The sequence below is a fragment of the Pseudomonas sp. RtIB026 genome (assembly GCF_016861355.2).
Taxonomy (GTDB): domain Bacteria; phylum Pseudomonadota; class Gammaproteobacteria; order Pseudomonadales; family Pseudomonadaceae; genus Aquipseudomonas; species Aquipseudomonas peradeniyensis.
On sequence record NZ_AP023348.2, the window covers coordinates 1,405,367 to 1,423,190 of the forward strand.

At 65.7% G+C, this 17,824-nt stretch carries 18 protein-coding genes; 1 reads left to right on the top strand and 17 read right to left on the bottom strand.

The genetic code is table 11. From position 1 onward, the window contains the following. Window positions 1-6 precede the first annotated feature (6 nt). From urtD to urtA, 4 genes are all read right to left on the bottom strand, one after another. Complete coding sequence (gene urtD / locus PRtIB026_RS06350) at window positions 7-864, bottom strand: urea ABC transporter ATP-binding protein UrtD (protein WP_267813726.1); 858 nt, start codon at window positions 862-864, stop codon at window positions 7-9. Next, window positions 861-1,940: an urea ABC transporter permease subunit UrtC gene (gene urtC, locus PRtIB026_RS06355; protein WP_203648126.1), complete on the bottom strand. Its 1,080-nt coding sequence runs from the start codon at window positions 1,938-1,940 to the stop codon at window positions 861-863. The genes urtD and urtC overlap by 4 nt, the downstream gene beginning before the upstream one ends. Next, window positions 1,940-3,427: an urea ABC transporter permease subunit UrtB gene (gene urtB, locus PRtIB026_RS06360; RefSeq protein ID WP_203648125.1), complete on the bottom strand. Its 1,488-nt coding sequence runs from the start codon at window positions 3,425-3,427 to the stop codon at window positions 1,940-1,942. Before urtB ends, urtC begins: the two co-directional genes overlap by 1 nt. Window positions 3,428-3,539: 112 nt before the next feature. Next, complete coding sequence (urtA, locus tag PRtIB026_RS06365) at window positions 3,540-4,805, bottom strand: urea ABC transporter substrate-binding protein (RefSeq protein WP_203648124.1); 1,266 nt, start codon at window positions 4,803-4,805, stop codon at window positions 3,540-3,542. A gap of 516 nt (window positions 4,806-5,321) precedes the next feature. On the opposite strand from urtA, the gene PRtIB026_RS06370 reads away from it, so the two are divergent. Further along, window positions 5,322-5,621 carry a hypothetical protein gene (locus tag PRtIB026_RS06370; protein ID WP_186713780.1) on the top strand — a complete coding sequence of 100 codons (300 nt, stop codon included), beginning with the start codon at window positions 5,322-5,324 and terminating at the stop codon, window positions 5,619-5,621. A gap of 86 nt (window positions 5,622-5,707) precedes the next feature. Here PRtIB026_RS06370 and cycA read toward each other — a convergent pair whose 3' ends face one another. The 13 genes from cycA to cbiE all read right to left on the bottom strand — a co-directional run bounded on the left by cycA (window position 5,708) and on the right by cbiE (window position 17,661). Further along, window positions 5,708-7,123: a D-serine/D-alanine/glycine transporter gene (cycA, locus tag PRtIB026_RS06375; RefSeq protein ID WP_203648123.1), complete on the bottom strand. Its 1,416-nt coding sequence runs from the start codon at window positions 7,121-7,123 to the stop codon at window positions 5,708-5,710. Between the two features lie 231 nt (window positions 7,124-7,354). Further along, a complete protein-coding gene (locus tag PRtIB026_RS06380; RefSeq protein WP_203648122.1) occupies window positions 7,355-8,719 on the bottom strand; it encodes a PepSY-associated TM helix domain-containing protein in 1,365 nt (454 codons plus the stop codon). Between the two features lie 58 nt (window positions 8,720-8,777). Beyond that, complete coding sequence (locus PRtIB026_RS06385; protein ID WP_203648121.1) at window positions 8,778-10,844, bottom strand: TonB-dependent copper receptor; 2,067 nt, start codon at window positions 10,842-10,844, stop codon at window positions 8,778-8,780. 69 nt (window positions 10,845-10,913) lie between these two features. Then, complete coding sequence (locus PRtIB026_RS06390; RefSeq protein ID WP_203648120.1) at window positions 10,914-11,345, bottom strand: DUF2946 domain-containing protein; 432 nt, start codon at window positions 11,343-11,345, stop codon at window positions 10,914-10,916. A 24-nt stretch (window positions 11,346-11,369) separates the two neighbouring features. Continuing rightward, window positions 11,370-11,852, bottom strand: a complete 483-nt coding sequence (locus PRtIB026_RS06395) for a copper chaperone PCu(A)C (RefSeq protein ID WP_203648119.1) — start codon at window positions 11,850-11,852, stop codon at window positions 11,370-11,372. Between the two features lie 47 nt (window positions 11,853-11,899). Beyond that, a complete protein-coding gene (locus PRtIB026_RS06400; protein ID WP_203648118.1) occupies window positions 11,900-12,289 on the bottom strand; it encodes a DUF2946 domain-containing protein in 390 nt (129 codons plus the stop codon). Window positions 12,290-12,522: 233 nt separating this feature from the next. Then, window positions 12,523-13,377 (bottom strand): SPFH domain-containing protein, encoded by an 855-nt coding sequence (locus PRtIB026_RS06405; protein ID WP_110735010.1) that lies wholly within the window; start codon window positions 13,375-13,377, stop codon window positions 12,523-12,525. A gap of 27 nt (window positions 13,378-13,404) precedes the next feature. Next, on the bottom strand, window positions 13,405-13,842 hold the full coding sequence (locus PRtIB026_RS06410) for an NfeD family protein (protein WP_203648117.1): 438 nt from the start codon (window positions 13,840-13,842) through the stop codon (window positions 13,405-13,407). Between the two features lie 72 nt (window positions 13,843-13,914). Continuing rightward, a complete protein-coding gene (gene vapC, locus PRtIB026_RS06415; protein ID WP_203648116.1) occupies window positions 13,915-14,325 on the bottom strand; it encodes a type II toxin-antitoxin system tRNA(fMet)-specific endonuclease VapC in 411 nt (136 codons plus the stop codon). Continuing rightward, complete coding sequence (gene vapB, locus PRtIB026_RS06420) at window positions 14,325-14,555, bottom strand: type II toxin-antitoxin system VapB family antitoxin (protein ID WP_011535889.1); 231 nt, start codon at window positions 14,553-14,555, stop codon at window positions 14,325-14,327. Before vapB ends, vapC begins: the two co-directional genes overlap by 1 nt. Window positions 14,556-14,637: 82 nt before the next feature. Beyond that, window positions 14,638-15,366: a cobalt-precorrin-6A reductase gene (locus PRtIB026_RS06425; protein ID WP_203648115.1), complete on the bottom strand. Its 729-nt coding sequence runs from the start codon at window positions 15,364-15,366 to the stop codon at window positions 14,638-14,640. Continuing rightward, window positions 15,363-16,457 carry a cobalt-precorrin-5B (C(1))-methyltransferase gene (locus tag PRtIB026_RS06430; protein WP_203648114.1) on the bottom strand — a complete coding sequence of 365 codons (1,095 nt, stop codon included), beginning with the start codon at window positions 16,455-16,457 and terminating at the stop codon, window positions 15,363-15,365. The genes PRtIB026_RS06425 and PRtIB026_RS06430 overlap by 4 nt, the downstream gene beginning before the upstream one ends. Then, on the bottom strand, window positions 16,450-17,661 hold the full coding sequence (gene cbiE, locus PRtIB026_RS06435) for a precorrin-6y C5,15-methyltransferase (decarboxylating) subunit CbiE (protein ID WP_203648113.1): 1,212 nt from the start codon (window positions 17,659-17,661) through the stop codon (window positions 16,450-16,452). Before cbiE ends, PRtIB026_RS06430 begins: the two co-directional genes overlap by 8 nt. Window positions 17,662-17,824 lie beyond the last annotated feature (163 nt).

The window sequence follows — 17,824 nt, forward strand, 5'->3', positions numbered from 1 at the left end:
GCAGGCCTATCTACCGAGATACACCTCGACCACCCGCTCATCCTCCTGCACCTGCGCCAGCGACCCTTCCGCCAGCACGCTGCCCTGGTGCAGCACCGTCACATGGTCGGCGATGCTGCCGACGAAGCCCATGTCATGCTCCACCACCATCAGCGAATGCCGACCCGCCAACGAACGAAACAGCTCGGCGGTGAATTCGGTCTCGGCATCGGTCATCCCCGCCACCGGCTCGTCGAGCAGCAGCAACCTCGGCTCCTGCACCAGCAGCATGCCGATCTCCAGGAACTGTTTCTGCCCATGGGACAACAACCCCGCCTGGCGCTGGGCCAGGGGCAGCAGGCGCAGGGTGGCCAGCACTTCCTCGATGCGCTGGCGCTGTTCGCCGGACAACCGTGCCACCAGGCTAGCCCACACCGACTTGTCGGCCTTGAGCGCCAGCTCCAGGTTCTCGAACACCGTCAGCGCCTCGAACACCGTGGGCTTCTGGAACTTGCGGCCAATACCGGCCTGGGCGATCTGGCATTCGCTCATGCGGGTCAGGTCGAGGGTGTCGCCGAAAAACGCGGTACCTGTGTCGGGCCGAGTCTTGCCGGTGATCACATCCATCATGGTGGTCTTGCCGGCGCCATTGGGGCCGATGATGCAGCGCAGCTCGCCGACGCCGATGTACAGGTTCAGCTCGTTGAGCGCCTTGAAGCCATCGAAGCTGACGCTGATGCCCTCCAGGCTCAGCACCGTGCCGTGGCGGGTGTCGAGCCCGGCCTCGCGGCGCCGACCGAGGCCAATGGCCTCGCGACCGCTGCCGATCTGGTCGAATATCGGTTCCAGCATGAATTCCGGATGCACCGGGGGCACGCTTCTCATGGCTGGCTCCTTTTCTTCACAAGGCCGACCACGCCCTTGGGCAGGTACAGGGTGACGAGGATGAACAGCGCACCGAGGAAGAACAGCCAGTACTCGGGGAACGCCACGGTGAACCAGCTCTTCATGCCATTGACCAGGCCGGCGCCAAGCAGCGGCCCGATCAGCGTTCCGCGCCCTCCCAGGGCTACCCACACGGCGGCCTCGATGGAGTTGGTCGGCGACATTTCGCTGGGGTTGATGATGCCCACTTGCGGCACATACAGCGCCCCGGCCAGGCCGCACAGCACGGCGCTGAGCACCCACACCAGCAGCTTGAAGCCGCGTGGGTCGTAACCGCAGAACATCAGGCGGTTTTCCGCATCGCGTACGGCGGTGAGCAGGCGACCGAACTTGCTCTGGGTCAGGCGCCAGCACAGGAACAGGCTGCCCAGCAGCAGGCCGACCGTGAGCAGGAACAGCGCGGCCCGGGTGCCCTGGGCGGTGATGTCGAAACCTAGGATGGTGCGGAAATTGGTGAAGCCGTTGTTGCCGCCAAAACCGGTCTCGTTGCGGAAGAAGAGCAGCATGCCGGCGAAGGTCAGGGCTTGGGTCATGATCGAGAAGTACACGCCCTTGATCCGCGAGCGGAAGGCGAAGAAGCCGAACACCAGCGCCAGCAACCCCGGCGCCAGCACCACCAGGCACAGCGCCCAGGCGAAATACTGGGTGCCGGCCCAGTACCAGGGCAGCTCGCTCCACGACAGGAAGGTCATGAACCCCGGCAGCCCATCGCCGGCCGCCTGGCGCATCAGGTACATGCCCATGGCATAGCCGCCCAGGGCGAAGAACAGGCCGTGGCCCAGCGACAGCAGCCCGGCATAGCCCCACACAAGGTCCAGGGCCAGGGCGACGATGGCGTAGCAGAGGATCTTGCCGACCAAGGTCAGGGTATAGGCCGAGACCTGCAAGGAGTGCCCGTCGGGCAGCAGCGACAGCAGCGGCAGGGCCAGCAGCACCAGGACGACAACGGCGCCGACGGCCAGCGACACCCGGGTGCCGGCCTTGCGCGTGGCAGTGACAATCAATGGCTGGTTCATCAGTCGATTACCCGTCCCTTGAGGGCGAACAGGCCTTGCGGGCGCTTCTGGATGAACAGAATGATCAGCGCAAGGATGAGGATCTTGCCCAGCACCGCACCGATCTGCGGCTCCAGCAGTTTGTTGGCGATACCCAGCCCGAAGGCCGCCCACAGGCTGCCGGCCAGTTGGCCGACGCCGCCGAGCACCACCACCAGGAACGAGTCGATGATGTAGCTCTGGCCCAGGTCCGGCCCCACGTTGCCGACCTGGCTCAGGGCTACGCCGCCGAGCCCTGCGATGCCGGAGCCGAGGCCGAAGGCGAGCATGTCGACGCGCCCGGTGGACACCCCGCAGCAGGCCGCCATGTTGCGGTTCTGGGTGACCGCACGCACGTTCAGGCCAAGCCGCGTGCGGTTGAGCAGCAGCCAGGTGAGCAGCACCACCGCCAAGGCGAAGCCGATGATCACCAGGCGGTTGTAGGGCAGCACCAGGTTGGGCAGCACCTGGATGCCGCCCGACAGCCAGGCTGGGTTGCTCACCTCGACGTTCTGCGCGCCGAAGATCAGCCGCACGGCCTGGATCAGGATCAGGCTGATGCCCCAGGTAGCCAGCAGGGTTTCCAGCGGGCGGCCGTAGAGGTGGCGGATCACCGTGCGCTCCAGGGCCATGCCGACGCCTGCGCTGACGGCGAAGGCCACCGGCAGGGCGATCAGCGGGTAGAACTCGATGGCGCCGGGAGCATAACGCTGCAACAGCACCTGGACCATGTAGGTGCTGTAGGCACCGAGCATCAGCATCTCGCCGTGGGCCATGTTGATCACCCCCAGCAGGCCGAAGGTGATCGCCAGGCCCAGCGCCGCCAGCAGCAGGATCGAGCCCAGCGACAGGCCGCTGAAGGCCTGGCCGAGCAGTTCGCCGACCAGCAGCTTGCGCTGTACCTGGGCCAGGCTGGTTTCGGCGGCGGTGCGTACGGCGGCGTCGGTTTCCGCGTCGGGTTGCAGAAGGGCTTCGAGGCGGGTGCGGGCCAGCGGGTCGCCGGTTTCACCGAGCAGACGCACGGCTGCCAGGCGTACCGCGGGCTCGCTGGCGCCCAGTTGCAGGTTGGCCAGGGCCAGGCCGAGGGCCGCGTGCACGGCGGCGTCCGGTTCGCTGGCGAAGCGGCGGTCGAGGAAGGCCATCTGTGCGGGTTGTGCGGTTTTCTGCAGTTGCTGGGCGGCGGCCAGGCGCACGTTGGCTTGTTCGCTGAGCAGTTGATGGCTGGCCAGGGCGTTGTCGATCAGGCCTCGCAGGCGGTTGTTCAGGCGCAGTTTGCGGGTGTCATTTTCGGCGATGCGGCCCTGGCGCAGGTTGTCCAGCAGCGGCAGGCGGGCGGTATCGGGTTGGGCGGCCCAGGTTTCGAGCAGGCGGGCTTGCTCGGCGGGTTTGGCGCTGAGGAAGAATTCGCCTTCGCTGGCTTGAGTGGCCAGGGGTAGAAGCAGCAGTAGTGTGAGCAGGAGTCTGAGCATGCGGGCCATCCTGGAAATCGGCGGTGGATTCATCGCGGGGCAAGCCCGCTCCCACGCCGTACCCACATGGGGGAGGGGGCAGGCGTGGGAGCGGGCTTGCCCCGCGATGGCGTCAGTTGCCCTTCACTGCATAGTCAGGCCGCTTGTCATTCCCCGGAATGAACGGACTCCAAGGCTGCGCCCGCAGCGGCTCCTCGGTCTGCCACACCACACTGAACTGCCCGTCATCCTGGATCTCGCCGATCATCACCGGTTTGTGCAGGTGGTGGTTGCTCTTGTCCATGGTCAGGGTGAAGCCCGACGGCGCCTTGAAGCTCTGCCCGGCCAGCGCCTCGCGCACCTTGTCCACATCGGTGCTGCCGGCCTTCTGCGCCGCCTGCGCCCACATGTGGATACCGACGTAGGTGGCCTCCATCGGGTCGTTGGTCACCGCCTTGTCGGCCCCCGGCAGGCCCTTGGCCTTGGCGTAGGCCTTCCAGTCGGCGACGAACTTCTGGTTCACCGGGTTATCCACAGACTCGAAGTAGTTCCACGCCGCCAGGTGGCCCACCAGCGGCTTGGTGTCGATGCCGCGCAGCTCCTCTTCGCCCACCGAGAACGCCACCACCGGCACATCGGTGGCCTTCAGCCCCTGGTTGGCCAGCTCCTTGTAGAACGGCACATTGGAGTCGCCGTTGACCGTGGAAATGACCGACGTCTTGCCGCCGGCGGAGAACTTCTTGATATTGGCGACGATGGTCTGGTAATCGGCGTGGCCGAACGGCGTGTAGACCTCTTCGATGTCCTTGTCGGCCACGCCCTTGCTGTGCAGGAAGGCGCGCAGGATCTTGTTGGTGGTGCGCGGGTAGACGTAGTCGGTACCCAGCAGGAAGAAGCGCTTGGCGCCACCGCCGTCCTCGCTCATCAGGTATTCCACGGCCGGGATCGCCTGCTGGTTGGGCGCCGCGCCGGTGTAGAACACGTTCGGCGACATCTCTTCACCCTCGTACTGCACCGGGTAGAACAGCAAGCCGTTGAGCTCCTCGAACACCGGCAGCACCGACTTGCGCGATACCGAGGTCCAGCAGCCGAACACCACCGCCACCTTGTCCTGGGTCAGCAACTGGCGGCTCTTCTCGGCGAACAGCGGCCAGTTGGACGCCGGGTCCACCACCACCGCCTCAAGCTGCTTGCCGTTGACCCCGCCCTTGGCGTTGATCTCGTCGATGGTCATCAGCGCCATGTCCTTGAGCGAAGTCTCGGAAATCGCCATGGTCCCCGACAGCGAATGCAGGATGCCGACCTTGATGGTCTCGGCGGCCTGGATGCTCCAGCTCAGGCCCATCGCGGCGATCGATGCGCCGAGGGTGAAGGCCTTGATCAGACTGCGTCGCTTCATGTGCTCACTCCGATGTGATGGTGGGTGTTGGCCAGGTCGGAGATTGCAAAGGCTGTGCCGAGCGGTGGAAGGTGCGTGATAGAGCGGTTGTGCGACGAATCGGGGCGTAGGGAGGGGCCAGGATGGTGCTTGCAGGTTGGGCCTGCACAGGATTGGGGCCGGGGGCGATGAACACTTTTGACACATAAGCGGTACTTGAGTACCGTGCCGCACCGCAGTAGTTTCTGCGGTTCGGGATTGGCGTCCCGCTGTCAGAACCGGGCACATCGCACCTGCGATAGCGTGTCCTGCATGGTTGCACCCGTTATGGGCGGAGCCGTGTGTGGGAGCCTTCGGGCTCACCGGACCTTCTGACCGGCAACGCCAACCCGCACGGCTCCGTCCACCCATATTGGCGTATGGGCACGGAGAGACACTTCAGAAGGCTGCAAGGAGTAGCACCATGCTCAAGAAGATCGTTCCAGATCCACCGCTCGCATTTGTCGAGATCGCCACCTTTCATCGAGAGGTGCAGCCATGAACCAGGAATCGCTGGTCAACCACAGTCCCCGCAAATCCCGTCCCGTCACCGCTTGTTCCCACTTTGGCACCTGCAATCACGCCCATGATCCGATTCTCTCGGTACGTGCTGGCGTTGATAGCGAGGATGCGCTGGTGTGCGCGGTGGCGGCGTTGAAGGCGGCGTATGAGACCAATGCTGCCGCGTTAGAGAAGGCGGGGGAGCCGTTGCGCAGTTTGCTGACGGCGACCGAGAACTCGCTGGAGAAGGGGTTGGCGCTGGCCGAAGCCGTGCTTGAAGGGTTGGAGCAAGGCTAGAGGGCCTCATCGCGGGGCAAGCCCGCTCCCACGCCTGCCGTGTGAGGTCGGCGTGGGAGCGGGCTTGCCCCGCGATGGGTTCAGGATCAGCTGTTCGACGCCCCACGCACGGTGGCGCGCGGCTGGCGCCTGCTGCGCACGAACTGATAGGTCACCGCCAGAATCACGAACCAGATCGGCGTCACCACCAGCGCCGAGCGCGTATCCGCTTCCAGGCTCAACAGCACCAGAATGCCGGCGAAGAACACCAGGCACACATAGCACATGAAACGCCCGCCCGGCATCTTGTAGGTGGACTGCTCATGCAGCGCCGCGCGCTGTTTGCGGTAGCTCAGGTACGACAGCAGGATCAGCGTCCACACGAACATGAACAGCACCGCCGACACCGTCGTCACCAGGGTGAAGGCTTCGATCACATTGGGTACCAGGTAGATCAGCACCGCGCCCAGCAGCAGGCAGGTGCAGGAGAAGTACAGGCCGTTGGCCGGCACCGCGCGGCGCGAGAGTTTCTCGAACGCCTTGGGCGCATCGCCCTCCTGGGCCAGGCCGAACAGCATGCGGCTGGTGGAGAACACGCCGCTGTTGGCCGACGAGGCCGCCGAGGTCAGCACCACGAAGTTGATGATGCTCGCCGCCGCCGGCAGGCCGGCCAGCACGAACAGCTCGACGAACGGGCTCTTACCCGGCACCACGTCGCGCCATGGGGTCACCGCCATGATGGCGATCAGCGCCAGCACGTAGAACACGATGATGCGGATCGGGATCGAGTTGATCGCCCGCGGCAAGGTGCGCTCGGGTTTCTTCGCCTCGGCGGCGGTGGTGCCTACCAGCTCGATGCCGACGAAGGCGAACACGGCGATCTGGAAGCCGGCGAAGAAACCGAGCAGGCCGTTGGGGAACATACCGCCGTCATTCCACAGGTTGGCCAGGGTGGCGGTATGGCCTGCTGGCGACTGGAAGCCGGTGATGACCATGTACAGGCCGGTGGCGACCAGGCCCATGATGGCGATGATCTTGATCAGGGCGAACCAGAACTCCATTTCACCGAACATCTTCACCGTCACCAGGTTCAGCGACAGCAGCAGGGCCACGCAGCTGAGCGCCGGTATCCACTGCGGCAGGTCCGGGAACCAGAATTGCGTGTAGGCGGCGATCGCCACCACGTCGGCGATGCCGGTGACCACCCAGCAGAACCAGTAGGTCCAGCCGGTGAAGTAGCCGGCCCAGGGGCCGAGCAGGTCGGCGGAGAAATCGATGAACGACTTGTAGTTGAGGTTCGACAGCAGCAGCTCGCCCATGGCGCGCATGACGAAGAACAGCATGAAGCCGATGATCATGTAGACGAAGATGATCGACGGGCCGGCCAGGCTGATGGTCTTGCCCGAGCCCATGAACAGGCCGGTGCCGATGGCGCCGCCGATGGCGATGAGCTGGATGTGGCGGTTGGTCAGGTTGCGTTGCAGGTGCTGCTCTTCGGAGGGTGTCTGGGAGGTCCGGGTCATAGGCTGCATTCCATTGAGGGTCAGTCTTTTTGTGAGCGAAAGCCGAGTAGGCTATCACGTCGCGTTCCGATCGCGGGTGCGGCAGATCGGCACGATCTTGGCGGTGCAGCGCGGTGCTCGACATGACGGGAATCAATGGTTGTTGGTGCCGGCCTCATCGCGGGGCAAGCCCGCTCCCACGCCAGCCCTGTGAGATTGGCGTGGGAGCGGGCTTGCCCCGCGATTGCGATATCAGGCTCGAACCATGACCCGGCGTCTCACAACCAGACTATCCACCACCCACATCACCACCATCGAAATCCCCACCAGCGGGAAGGCAACGCCTAGCACCACCATCACCCCCACGGCCATCTTCCAGCGCGGCAGATCATGACGTAGCGGCGGCACGCCCAGCCCACCAGCCGGCTTGCGCTTCCACCACATCACCAGCCCACTCACCGACCCCAGCAGGATCATCAGGCACACCAGCAGGATGACGATCTGGTTCAACGGCCCGAACATCTTGCCTTCATGCAGCATCACCCCCAGCTCCGTGGCACGCGCCACCGGGCTGTAGTCCTGCCAGCGCACGTCGGCCAGCACCTGCCCGGTGTACTGGTCCACATGCAAGGTGGCGTCGTTGCGCGGATCGTCGGCGAACACCGCAATGGTGAACACACCGTCGGCACTGGTCGGCAGGGTGATGCTGTAGCCCGGCTCGACCTCGCGCAGATCGGCGATGTTCTCGACCTGCTGCAGGCTCACCTGCGGCGCGGCGGGAGCGTGATCCATCATGTGATGCCCGGCATGCTCGGCATGGGCACCGGACACCGGCATCGGAGTGTTCTCCATGGCCCACGGCACGGTCTGGCGATGGGCACTGTTGAGGTCGCGTGCTTCTTTATCGGACTTGGGCACGTCATTCCACATGGCCGCCGGGAACCGGTTCCACAGGTCGGCATACTGCTTGCCCCACAGCCCGGTCCAGGTCATGCCGCTGATCAGCATCAACAGCAGCAAGACCGAACCCCAGAAGCCGGTGACGGCATGCAGGTCGCGCCACAGCACCCGGCCGCGTGCGCTCAAGCGTGGCCACAGCACGCCTGCGCTGTTGCGCCCGCGTGGCCACCACAAATAGAGGCCGGACACGACCAGGACGATGCCCCAGCCGGCCGCCAGCTCCACCAGCCGGTCACCGACCGTGCCGACCATCAGTTCGCCATGCAGGGCGCGGGCGATGGCCTGCAGGTTCTGTTTGCCGTCCTGTTCGCCCAGCACCTTGCCGCTGTACGGATCGACGAACACGTTCAGCTCGCGACCGCCATCGTGCACCACGAACTGCGCGCTGCGCTCGGCGCTCGCCGGTGGCAGGTACTGCCCCACCTGGCCCTGTGGATAAGCCTGGCGCACGTTGGCCAGCAGCGTATCGGCGCCCTGTCGGTGATGGCCGGCCTCGACCACCATCAGCTCGCGGTACATCAACGGATCGAGCTGCGGCTTGAACAGGTAGATGATCCCGGTGATCGCCAGCAGGATCATGAACGGCGCCACGAATAGCCCGGCATAGAAATGCCAGCGCCACGCAAGGTTGTAGAAGGAAACGTTTGGTTTGCTCATGGGAGCCTCCCGTAGACCTCAAGTGGGCGCGGTCAGGTCCCGCGCCCGTTTGTTGTTGTCAGAAGCTGAAGTCGACCTTGGTCCAGAAGGTCCTGCCTGGCTCGTTCACCGGGTCCGTGGCGTTGGCCGGGTAGCCGAACCCGGCGTTCCCGGCCAGGTTCAGGTGCTCGGCGTAGGCCTTGTCGAACAGGTTGTCGACGCCCGCGCTGAGCTTGAGGTTGTTGTTGATCTTGTAGGCGCCGTTGAGCGAGAACACGCCGAAGCCTGAGCTGGTGTCGTAGTCCTTGCCGACCACATTGCCCTGGTTCTGGGCGATGCGGTTCTGCTCGGCCACCAGGCGCCACAGGGCGCCGACGCTCCAGGTGTCGCGGCTGTAGGTCAGCCCCAGGCGGCTTTCCAGCGGTGGCATCTGTGGCAGGGCCTTGCCGTCGCTGCTGTTCTTGCCCCAGGCGTAGGCCAGGGTGGCGTCGGCCTTCCAGTTTTCGGTCAGTTTGTAGGCTGCGCCCAGTTCGCCGCCCATGATGCGGGCGTCGATGTTCTGTGCCTGGGAGGTGAGCGAACCCATCATGTTGCGCTGGTAGTCGAACAGGATGTAGTCGCGGACCTGCCCGACATAACCCGAAGCCCAGGCTTCCAGGCGCTCGTCGCGGTACTGGATGCCAAAGTCGAGCTGGGTGGTCTTCTCCGGCTTGATACCGTCGAAGGCGTTGACCGAGCCGGCCGGGGCGCGCTTGGGCGAGAACAGCTCCCAGTAATCGGGGAAGCGCTGGGTATGACCGAGGCCGATGTAGGTGGTGGCCGGAATCGCCGCCAGGTCGTGCTCGTAGCGCACGAAGCCGCTGGGCAGGGTGTCGGCGCGGGTATCGCCTTCAGTGGCGCTGCCCTTGCGGAAGTCTCGGGCCGAAGCGCGGTCCAGGCGGGCGCCGGTGACCAGGCGATCTTCACCGGTCGCATACCAGGTGAGCTCGCCGAAGGCGCCGTAGTTGTGGAAGTCGGCATCCTTGGTCCAGGGCTTGCCCTTGTGCGCGTTGACGCCCATGCCGCCGCGTTGGCGGTGTTCGTTGGTCTGCGCGTCGATGCCGCTGATCAACTGCACGTCGGCCCAGCGCCAGGTGGCCTTGATCCGCGCGCCCATCGTGCGGCGGTCGACGTTGCTGACCATGGGCATCCCCATCATGCCGGCGCCCGACGGGGTGCGTAGGGTGTAGTTGTCCATCACGTGGTCGGCGTAGTTGTAGTAGACCTGCGCCTCGACCTTGTCGAGCACCTCGCCGAGGTTGGACTTCTCGAAGCGCAGCCCCAGGCTTTCGCGCTTGAACTGCGAGCCGTCCATGCCCCGCCCGGCGGAGCGGGCCTCGCCGTCGCCCTTGCCGGCGGTCAGCTCGAGCAGGGTGTCAGCGTCCGGGGTCCAGCCGAGGCTGACGTCGCCGTTCCACTTGTCCCAGCGCGAAGGCACGGTGTCGCCGTTGCCGTCCTCGAAGTCGTCCGAGTGCGACTGGTTGCCGATGAAGCGCACGTAGCCGAGCTGGTTGCCGGCCGCGGCGTCGAGCACCTTGTCGAAGCGGCCGTTGGAGCCGGCCAGCACGCTGCCGTTGACCCGGCTGCCGAGCTCGCCGAATTTCTCTGGGTCACGTTCGAAGAGAATGGTGCCGGCGGAGCCGCCGGGGCCCCAGATCACACTTTGTGGGCCTTTGATCACGGTGAGGCGGTCGTAGGTTTCCGGCGAGATGTACGAGGTCGGAGCGTCCATGCGACCGGGGCAGGCGCCGAGCATCATGCCGCCGTTGGTGAGGATGTTCAGGCGTGAGCCGAACATGCCGCGCAGCACGGGGTCACCGTTGGTGCCGCCGGCGCGGATCACCGAGAAGCCGGGGATGGTCTTGAGGTAGTCGCCGCCGTCGCTGGCCGGCACGGGTTGGCGCGGATCTTTAGGGTTGGTGACCACGGTCAGCGGTGAGCTCGGAGCGATGGCGGTGATCACCGTCGGGCTCAGCTCGGCCGGGTCGTGCACATGGCCTTCGTGGCCGGTTTCGGCGGCAAAGGCCAGTGGCGTGAGCAGCGAGCCGCAGAGCACGGTGATGGTGCCACGCAGGGAAAGGGCAAAAACAGGGGTGCAGCCGGACATAATGATTCCAGTCGATCAGTCGTGAGTCAGCGCGAAGCCTCCTGGCTTCGGGCGTTTAGCGTGTTGTGTTCAAACGACGATCGAATGGGGCGGCGCGCGGCTGCGGGCGCCGGGGAATACAGCCTGCCGGGCATGGCCCTGGCGCGTGGCGATGGTGAGGTGGGTGGGTGGGGGGGCGCAGCCTGCGCTGAGCGGGCTGAGGGTCTGGGGCAGGGCGGGGCAGTTGAACAGCAGGCTGCAGTAGCCGCACTTCTCCCACATGACATGCAGCTGGCCATCGTTGCCGTGGCCGTGGTGCTCGTCGTGACCGTGCGCCATGGGCATGCTCATCGACATGTCCATGGGCATGGACATGCCGGCGTGGTGCTCCATCGGCATCGACTGGGAAACCAGCGGGCCGATGAATATCATCCACATGGCGAACAGGCTCAGCCAGCCGCCACCGACGCGCCTGCGATCAGGGCGGGTAGTGCGGGCGGAGCTGTAGCGCGGCAGGCTCATGGCGAGCGCCAGTCAGCTATCGGATCAGTGCGTGTGCTCGTGCTGCGCCTGGTCGGCGGGCGGCTGCTTCTGCACGGCGACCTCGACGGTGATGTCACCGGCTTTCTCGAAGTGCAGGGTCAGCGGGAAGCGCTTGCCGTCGCTGAGCAGGCTGCGATCCTTGGGTTGCATGATCATCACGTGGTAGGCGCTGGGGGCGAACACCACATCCTTGCCGGCCGGGACCAACACGCTTGGCACATGTTGCATCTTCATGGCGCCGGCGGCGCTCATCACATGCTCATGCAACTGGGCGTCGTCGGTGATGGGGCTTTTCACCGAAAGCAGGCGGTCATCGGCCTTGCCGTTGTTGTGCACGACAAAGTAGGCCGCCACGTTGGGCGCGTTCGGCGGCAGCTCCAGCGACCAGGGGTGGGCGATGTGCAGGTCGCCGACGCTGTACTCGTGGGCGGTGGCGTAGGCGCCGGGCAGCAGCAGGGCGGCCAGGACGAGGGCTTGCTTGAGCATGGGTGAGTCTCCGGTCTGTTCAGGTTCTGAAGGACAGCGTAGTGAACTCAGACCAGCGGAGAGGCACGGGGATTGAGCGCGGGCCAGAGTTGGCGCGGCGTGGGTTGATAGTCGGCGAGGTGTTGTGGGTGGCTTGCCGGCTGCACGGGAGGGTTGTGCAACTGTGGCGGGTAGCCGGGTAGGGCCAGCAAAGGCGCCGCGCCCAGGCAGCACCAGCAGTTCATCATGCTGGCGCTGTCGTCGCTTTGCGTCCCCAGGTCGATCTTGGCCAGGGCCTGGACATCGACCTTGGCCTTGCCGGCCATGCTGGAACAGAAAGCCCCCCACAGCAGCTGTTCGGCCGGGCCCTTGGGCGCGGCAGAAGACAGCGGCATGGCCAGCAGGTTGAACAGCACTGCAAGGCAGGCTATCCAGGCGATGTGCCGACGTGGGGGCATGGAGAGATCCGGTCAGGAATCGTGATGGCTATTGTACGGCGGAGTATAGGTAAAAAAGCTGGGGTGCGGTGAAGTGCCGCACCTGGAGCAGAGCATGTCGTGCCAGAGGCGCGGGTTCGTGGGAGCGGGCTTGCCCCGCGATAGGGCCAGGCCTGGGAATGATGTTGCCTGGGCGGGCCCTATCGCGGGGCAAGCCCGCTCCCACGATGCCCGCTCGCGCAGGGCTGGGGGTATCAGGCCTTGCCACGCCCCATCAGCCCACGCACGGTCTCCTGCAGATCCGCCGGCAGCACCACCACCTTGGCATTGTCGCTACCCGCCAGATTCTCCATCGCCCCGATATACCGCTCACCCAGCAGGTACATGGCCGGCACGGTCTCGCTGCCCACCGCTTCCTTGACCAGGGTGATCGCCCGCGCCGACGCCTCGGCCAGGTTGACCTGCGCCTCGGCATCCAGCTTGGCCGCCTGCAGGCGCGCCTCGGCTTCGAGAATCGCCGCCTGCTTGTTGCCTTCGGCGCGGGTCACATCAGCTTTACGCTCACGCTCGGCGGCCGCCTGGCGTTCCATGGCGGTCTGCATGCTCGGCGAGGGCTTGATGTCCTGGATCTCCACCGAGCGCACGGTCACGCCCCAGTCTTCGGTCTGCTCGGACATCGCTTCGCGCAGGCGCGCCTTGATCTGCTCGCGGCTGGACAGCGCTTCGTCCAGGTCCATGGCGCCGACGATGGCACGCAGCGAGGTCATGGTCAGGCTGGTGACGGCGAACGAGAAGTTCTGCACGCCGTACGAGGCCTTCTGCGGGTCGACCACCTTGGCGAAGCACAGGGCGTTGGCGACGATCACCGCGTTGTCCTTGGTGATGATCTCCTGCTGTTGCACGTCGAGGATGATGTCCTTGGTCGGCAGGCGGTAGGCGACTACGTCCATGTACGGGATGACGATGTTCAGGCCCGGCTTGAGGGTGCTGTGGTAGCGGCCCAGGCGCTCGACGATCCATTCCTCGCCCTGGGGCACGATGCGCACCCCCTTGAACACGGTGATCAGGACGAATGCGGCGAGGGTGCCGACGACGATGAGGCTGGTCATGCTTGCGAACTTCCTTTTAGTGCGGATTCAGGCCCGGGTGACCCGGGCGGTGTTGCCTTCGATGGCGGCCAGGCGCACGCGCTCGCCGGCGGGAATTTCATTGTCCGAGACGCAAGTCCATTCCTCGTTGCCGAGGATCGGTTTCTGAAAGCGCACCCGGCCTTTCTGGAACTGCGACACGTTGGCGGTCAGCAGGCCGATCTCGCCGATCACGCTGTCGGCGGTCCAGCGCACGTCCGGCTTCTTGCGGCGGAACACCTTGAACCAGAGCACGGTGGTGATCGATGAGAACACCACCCACAGCAGGCCCTGCATATCGAGTTGCAGGCTGGGGGCGAGCAGCGAGACGAGCGACACCAGCACGGCACCGACGCCGAACCAGAGGATGAAGAAGGTGGGGAGCACCAGTTCCAGCAGGATCAGGGCCACGCCGAAGACGAGCCAGATCCACCATTGCATTTCCATATGGGTGGAGCCTTCCAGAAGGGGAGAGGTGATTCTACGGCAGGATCAAGGCACAGGGCCATCTCGTGACCGTCAGCGTGGGTGTGACACCCAGTCTTCCACACGCAACCCCGGAACACGCTGGAACTCGCGCAGGTTGTTGGTCACCAGCGTGAGGCCACGAGCGCGGGCGTGGCCGGCAATCATTCTGTCATAGGGGCCGATGGGCGTGCCGGCCTTGGCCAGTTCCGCACGTAGCTGCGCGGTGTGAGCTGCGCCCTGAATGTCGTAGTCAAGCACATCGAGCCGTGCGGCGAACCCTTCGACAATGGCCAGGTTACGTTCCGGCGCGGCGGATTTCTCCGCACCGTAGATCAACTCCATCAGGGTTACCGTGCTGATAGCCAACTGGCCGTGGTAGCGATTGAATGCCTCACGCACTACCTGTGGCTTGTTCTTGATGGTGAAAATGCAGATGTTGGTATCGAGCATGTACCTGAGCATCAGAATCCTTCGCGCTCCTGGTCGGCTGGCTGTTCCCTGCTTGCCATGAAGTCCGCACTCACATCGTCACCCTCGAACCAGCTGTCCCAGCTTTCGCCGGCAGGCGAAATGATACGGGAACGGCCCACCGCGACGATGTCCACGCGGGTGACGTCTTCTGGAAGGGCGAGGGCTTTGGGCATACGGATAGCCTGGCTGCGGTTGCTTTTGAAGACTGCACCTTGCTCCATGATGGGCCTCCTTGAAAGCGCAAATGTATGTCCGGAGTTTAATTCCGGGAATGGATATGTCAATGGGATATACGTAGCGAGGTCAGGCCTTGGACAGGCCGAGCGCCTCCAGCAGTAACCCTGCATCTTGAAACGCCCGATCCGCCTCCGGCAGCACCGGCCGCTTGAGCACCAGTACTGGAATCCCGCGCTCCCGCGCCACTTCCAGCTTCGGCTCGGTGGCCGTGCTGCCGCTGTTCTTGCTGACCAGCACATCGATCCGCCGACGTTCGAACAGGGCACGTTCGTCGTCGATGAGGAACGGCCCGCGAGCACCGATCACCTCGCAGCGTTCATTGCCGGTACACGCCTCGAGCGCGCGCAGGGTCCAGAACTGGTGTGGTGGAATTTCGTCCAGATGTTGCAAGGGTTCACGACCCAGCGTGAACAAGGGGCGCTCGAACGGGGTCAGCGCCTCGATCAGCCCGGCCCAGTCCTCGACTTCGCGCCAGTCGTCCCCAGCCTGCGCCTGCCACGCCGGGCGGCGCAGGGCCCAGCAGGGAATGCCGGCGCTGCGCGCTGCGAGGGTGGCGTTGCGGCTGATCTGCGCGGCGTAGGGGTGGGTAGCGTCGATCAGCAGGTCGATGCCTGTTTCGCGCAGGTAGTCGGCCAGGCCTTCGGCACCGCCATAACCACCGACCCGCACCTGGCACGTCAGGTCCTGTGGTACACGGCCGATACCGGCGAGGCTATAGACGTGCTGAGGACCCAGCTGGCGAGCAATGGCCAGGGCTTCGGTGACGCCGCCGAGCAGCAGGATGCGCCCCTTCATGCCACACCTGCCTTGCCGACGATGCCGCCCTGGCGGTCGATGGCGAACACTTCCACCTGCACCTGGGCCGGCACCACGCTACGGGCGAAGACCAGGGCGTGGCGGCACACCTCATCACCCAGGGCGATGCCGGCGGCATGCGCCAGGGCGAGGGCCTGCTGGCTGGTGTTGGCGGCGATGATCGCCTGTTGCAGTGCCGCGTCCGCGCCAATGGCCGCCGCCCAGCCCGCGAGCTGTGGCAGGTCGATGCTGGAGTGGCGGCTGTGCAGGTCCATGTGCCCGGCCGCCAGCTTGCTGATCTTGCCGAAGCCACCGCACAGCGTGAGGCGTGGCACGGGCACCTTGCGCAGGTGCTTGAGCACGGCGCCGACGAAGTCGCCCATCTCGATCAGGGCGATCTCCGGCAGGTTGTAGACACGGCGCATGGTGTCTTCGCTGGCGTTGCCGGTGCAGGCGGCGATGTGGGTGTAGCCGTTGGTGTGGGCGACGTCGATGCCCTGGTGGATCGAGGCGATGTAGGCCGAGCAGGAGAACGGCCGGACGATGCCGCTGGTGCCCAGGATCGACAGCCCGCCGAGGATGCCCAGGCGCGGGTTCATGGTCTTCAGGGCCAACTGCTCGCCGCCCTGGACATTGACCGTCACTTCGAAACCGCCGTGGTAGCCGCAATCGCCGGCCAGTTGCAGCAGATGGTCGCTGATCATCTTGCGCGGCACCGGGTTGATGGCCGGTTCACCGACTGCCAGCACCAGCCCCGGGCGGGTCACGGTGCCAACGCCCGCGCCTGCGACGAAGCGAACGCCGGGCTCGGCAAGCAGGCGCACCTGGCTGTAGAGCAGGGCGCCGTGGGTGACATCGGGATCGTCGCCGGCATCCTTCAAGGTACCGGCCTCGGCCATGTCACCCTTGAGGTGGCAGAACTCCAGGCGCATCTGCACCACCTTGCCCTTGGGCAGGGTGATCTCCACCGCGTCGTGCCGTTGCCCGGTCAGCAGCAGGCGCGCCGCCGCCAGGCTGGTGGCGGTGGCGCAGCTGCCGGTGGTCAGGCCGCTGCGCAGCGGCGCGGGCTGTTCGCGGGTTTCTTCACGCATCGAGGGGCTTCACCACGTCGAGCAGGGTGATCGGCAGGGCCTGGCGCCAGGTGTCGAAACTGCCCAGAGGCTGGGTGTGGGCGATGTGGAGGCGAGTCAGCTCGCCACCATGCTGGTCGCGGAACTGCGCCAGGGCGACCTCGCTTTGCAGGGTGACGGCGTTGGCAACCAGGCGCCCGCCCGGCAGCAGGCGCTCCCAGCACAGGTCGAGCATGCCTTTGCGGGTGACGCCGCCGCCGATGAAGATCGCGTCCGGACGCTCCAGCCCGGCCAACGCTTCGGGGGCCTTGCCGCGAATCAGTTGCAGGCCGGGCACGCCGAGGGTGTCGCGGTTGTATTCGATAAAGCCCTGGCGGCCTTCGTCGGCCTCGATCGCAAGGGTACGGCAGCTGGGGTGGGCGCGCATCCATTCGATGCCGATCGAGCCGCAGCCAGCACCTACGTCCCACAGCAGCTCACCGGGTTGTGGTGCCAGGCGAGCCAGGGTGATCGCTCGCACGTCGCGCTTGGTCAGCTGGCCGTCGTGACGGAAGGCGCTGTCGGGCAGGCCGGCCACACGCGGCAGGCGTGGGGTGTCGGGCGAGGCCTGGCATTCGATGGCGACCAGGTTGAGCGTGGCGATGTCGGTGTGCGGCCAGTCGTCGGCGGTGCCGCTCAGCATTCGCTCCTGGGGGCCGCCGAGGTGTTCGAACACCTGGAGACGGCTGGGGCCGAAGCCTCGTTCGCACAGCTGCGAGGCAATGGCCGCCGGGCTGCACTCGTCGTTGCTCAGCACCAGCAGGCGCACGCCGCTGTGCAGATGGGCATTGAGCGCGGCCAGTGGGCGGGCAACCACCGAGACCACCTGTACATCCTGCAACGGCCAGCCCAGGCGGGCGGCGGCCAGGGCGCAGGAGGAGGGCATCGACAGCACCTGCAATTCCTCGGCGGGCAGCTGGCGCGCCAGGCTGGCGCCGACGCCGTAGAACATCGGGTCGCCGCTGGCCAGTACGCATACGGGCTCGCCGCGCAAGGCCATGACCGGGGCCAGGGAGAAGGGGCAGGGCCAGTGCAATTGCTCGGCGGTCACGCAGCGGGGCAGTAGTGCCAGCTGGCGTGGGGCCCCGATGATTCGCGTGGCCGATAGCAGGGCACGCCGGGCCTGCTTGCCCAGGCCGCTGAAACCGTCTTCGCCGATGCCTATTACTGTCAGCCAGGGGGCCATTGGGTCCTCTTCGATACCGCATGGGGGCACTACGTGCCCCTTTCGCGGCGCAAGGCCGCTCCTACAGGTGCAGCGCAAACCCTGTAGGAGCGGCCTTGTGCCGCGAAAGGGCTGCACAGCAGCCCCGAAATTGAACGTTCGACCACCGGCTTTTCATGCCGCC

Bases quoted from the DNA above. Each gene is read 5' to 3' on its own strand.
- urtA (WP_203648124.1), bottom strand. From the start codon at position 4,805: ATGAAGCGACGCAGTCTGATCAAGGCCTTCACCCTCGGCGCATCGATC.
- urtC (WP_203648126.1), bottom strand. From the start codon at position 1,940: ATGAACCAGCCATTGATTGTCACTGCCACGCGCAAGGCCGGCACCCGG.
- vapB (WP_011535889.1), bottom strand. From the start codon at position 14,555: ATGGAGCAAGGTGCAGTCTTCAAAAGCAACCGCAGCCAGGCTATCCGT.
- vapC (WP_203648116.1), bottom strand. From the start codon at position 14,325: ATGCTCAGGTACATGCTCGATACCAACATCTGCATTTTCACCATCAAG.
- PRtIB026_RS06370 (WP_186713780.1), top strand. From the start codon at position 5,322: ATGAACCAGGAATCGCTGGTCAACCACAGTCCCCGCAAATCCCGTCCC.
- PRtIB026_RS06425 (WP_203648115.1), bottom strand. From the start codon at position 15,366: ATGAAGGGGCGCATCCTGCTGCTCGGCGGCGTCACCGAAGCCCTGGCC.
- PRtIB026_RS06385 (WP_203648121.1), bottom strand. From the start codon at position 10,844: ATGTCCGGCTGCACCCCTGTTTTTGCCCTTTCCCTGCGTGGCACCATC.
- urtB (WP_203648125.1), bottom strand. From the start codon at position 3,427: ATGCTCAGACTCCTGCTCACACTACTGCTGCTTCTACCCCTGGCCACT.
- cbiE (WP_203648113.1), bottom strand. From the start codon at position 17,661: ATGGCCCCCTGGCTGACAGTAATAGGCATCGGCGAAGACGGTTTCAGC.
- PRtIB026_RS06405 (WP_110735010.1), bottom strand. From the start codon at position 13,377: ATGACCAGCCTCATCGTCGTCGGCACCCTCGCCGCATTCGTCCTGATC.
- PRtIB026_RS06410 (WP_203648117.1), bottom strand. From the start codon at position 13,842: ATGGAAATGCAATGGTGGATCTGGCTCGTCTTCGGCGTGGCCCTGATC.
- cycA (WP_203648123.1), bottom strand. From the start codon at position 7,123: ATGACCCGGACCTCCCAGACACCCTCCGAAGAGCAGCACCTGCAACGC.
- PRtIB026_RS06380 (WP_203648122.1), bottom strand. From the start codon at position 8,719: ATGAGCAAACCAAACGTTTCCTTCTACAACCTTGCGTGGCGCTGGCAT.
- urtD (WP_267813726.1), bottom strand. From the start codon at position 864: ATGAGAAGCGTGCCCCCGGTGCATCCGGAATTCATGCTGGAACCGATA.
- PRtIB026_RS06390 (WP_203648120.1), bottom strand. From the start codon at position 11,345: ATGAGCCTGCCGCGCTACAGCTCCGCCCGCACTACCCGCCCTGATCGC.
- PRtIB026_RS06430 (WP_203648114.1), bottom strand. From the start codon at position 16,457: ATGCGTGAAGAAACCCGCGAACAGCCCGCGCCGCTGCGCAGCGGCCTG.
- PRtIB026_RS06400 (WP_203648118.1), bottom strand. From the start codon at position 12,289: ATGCCCCCACGTCGGCACATCGCCTGGATAGCCTGCCTTGCAGTGCTG.
- PRtIB026_RS06395 (WP_203648119.1), bottom strand. From the start codon at position 11,852: ATGCTCAAGCAAGCCCTCGTCCTGGCCGCCCTGCTGCTGCCCGGCGCC.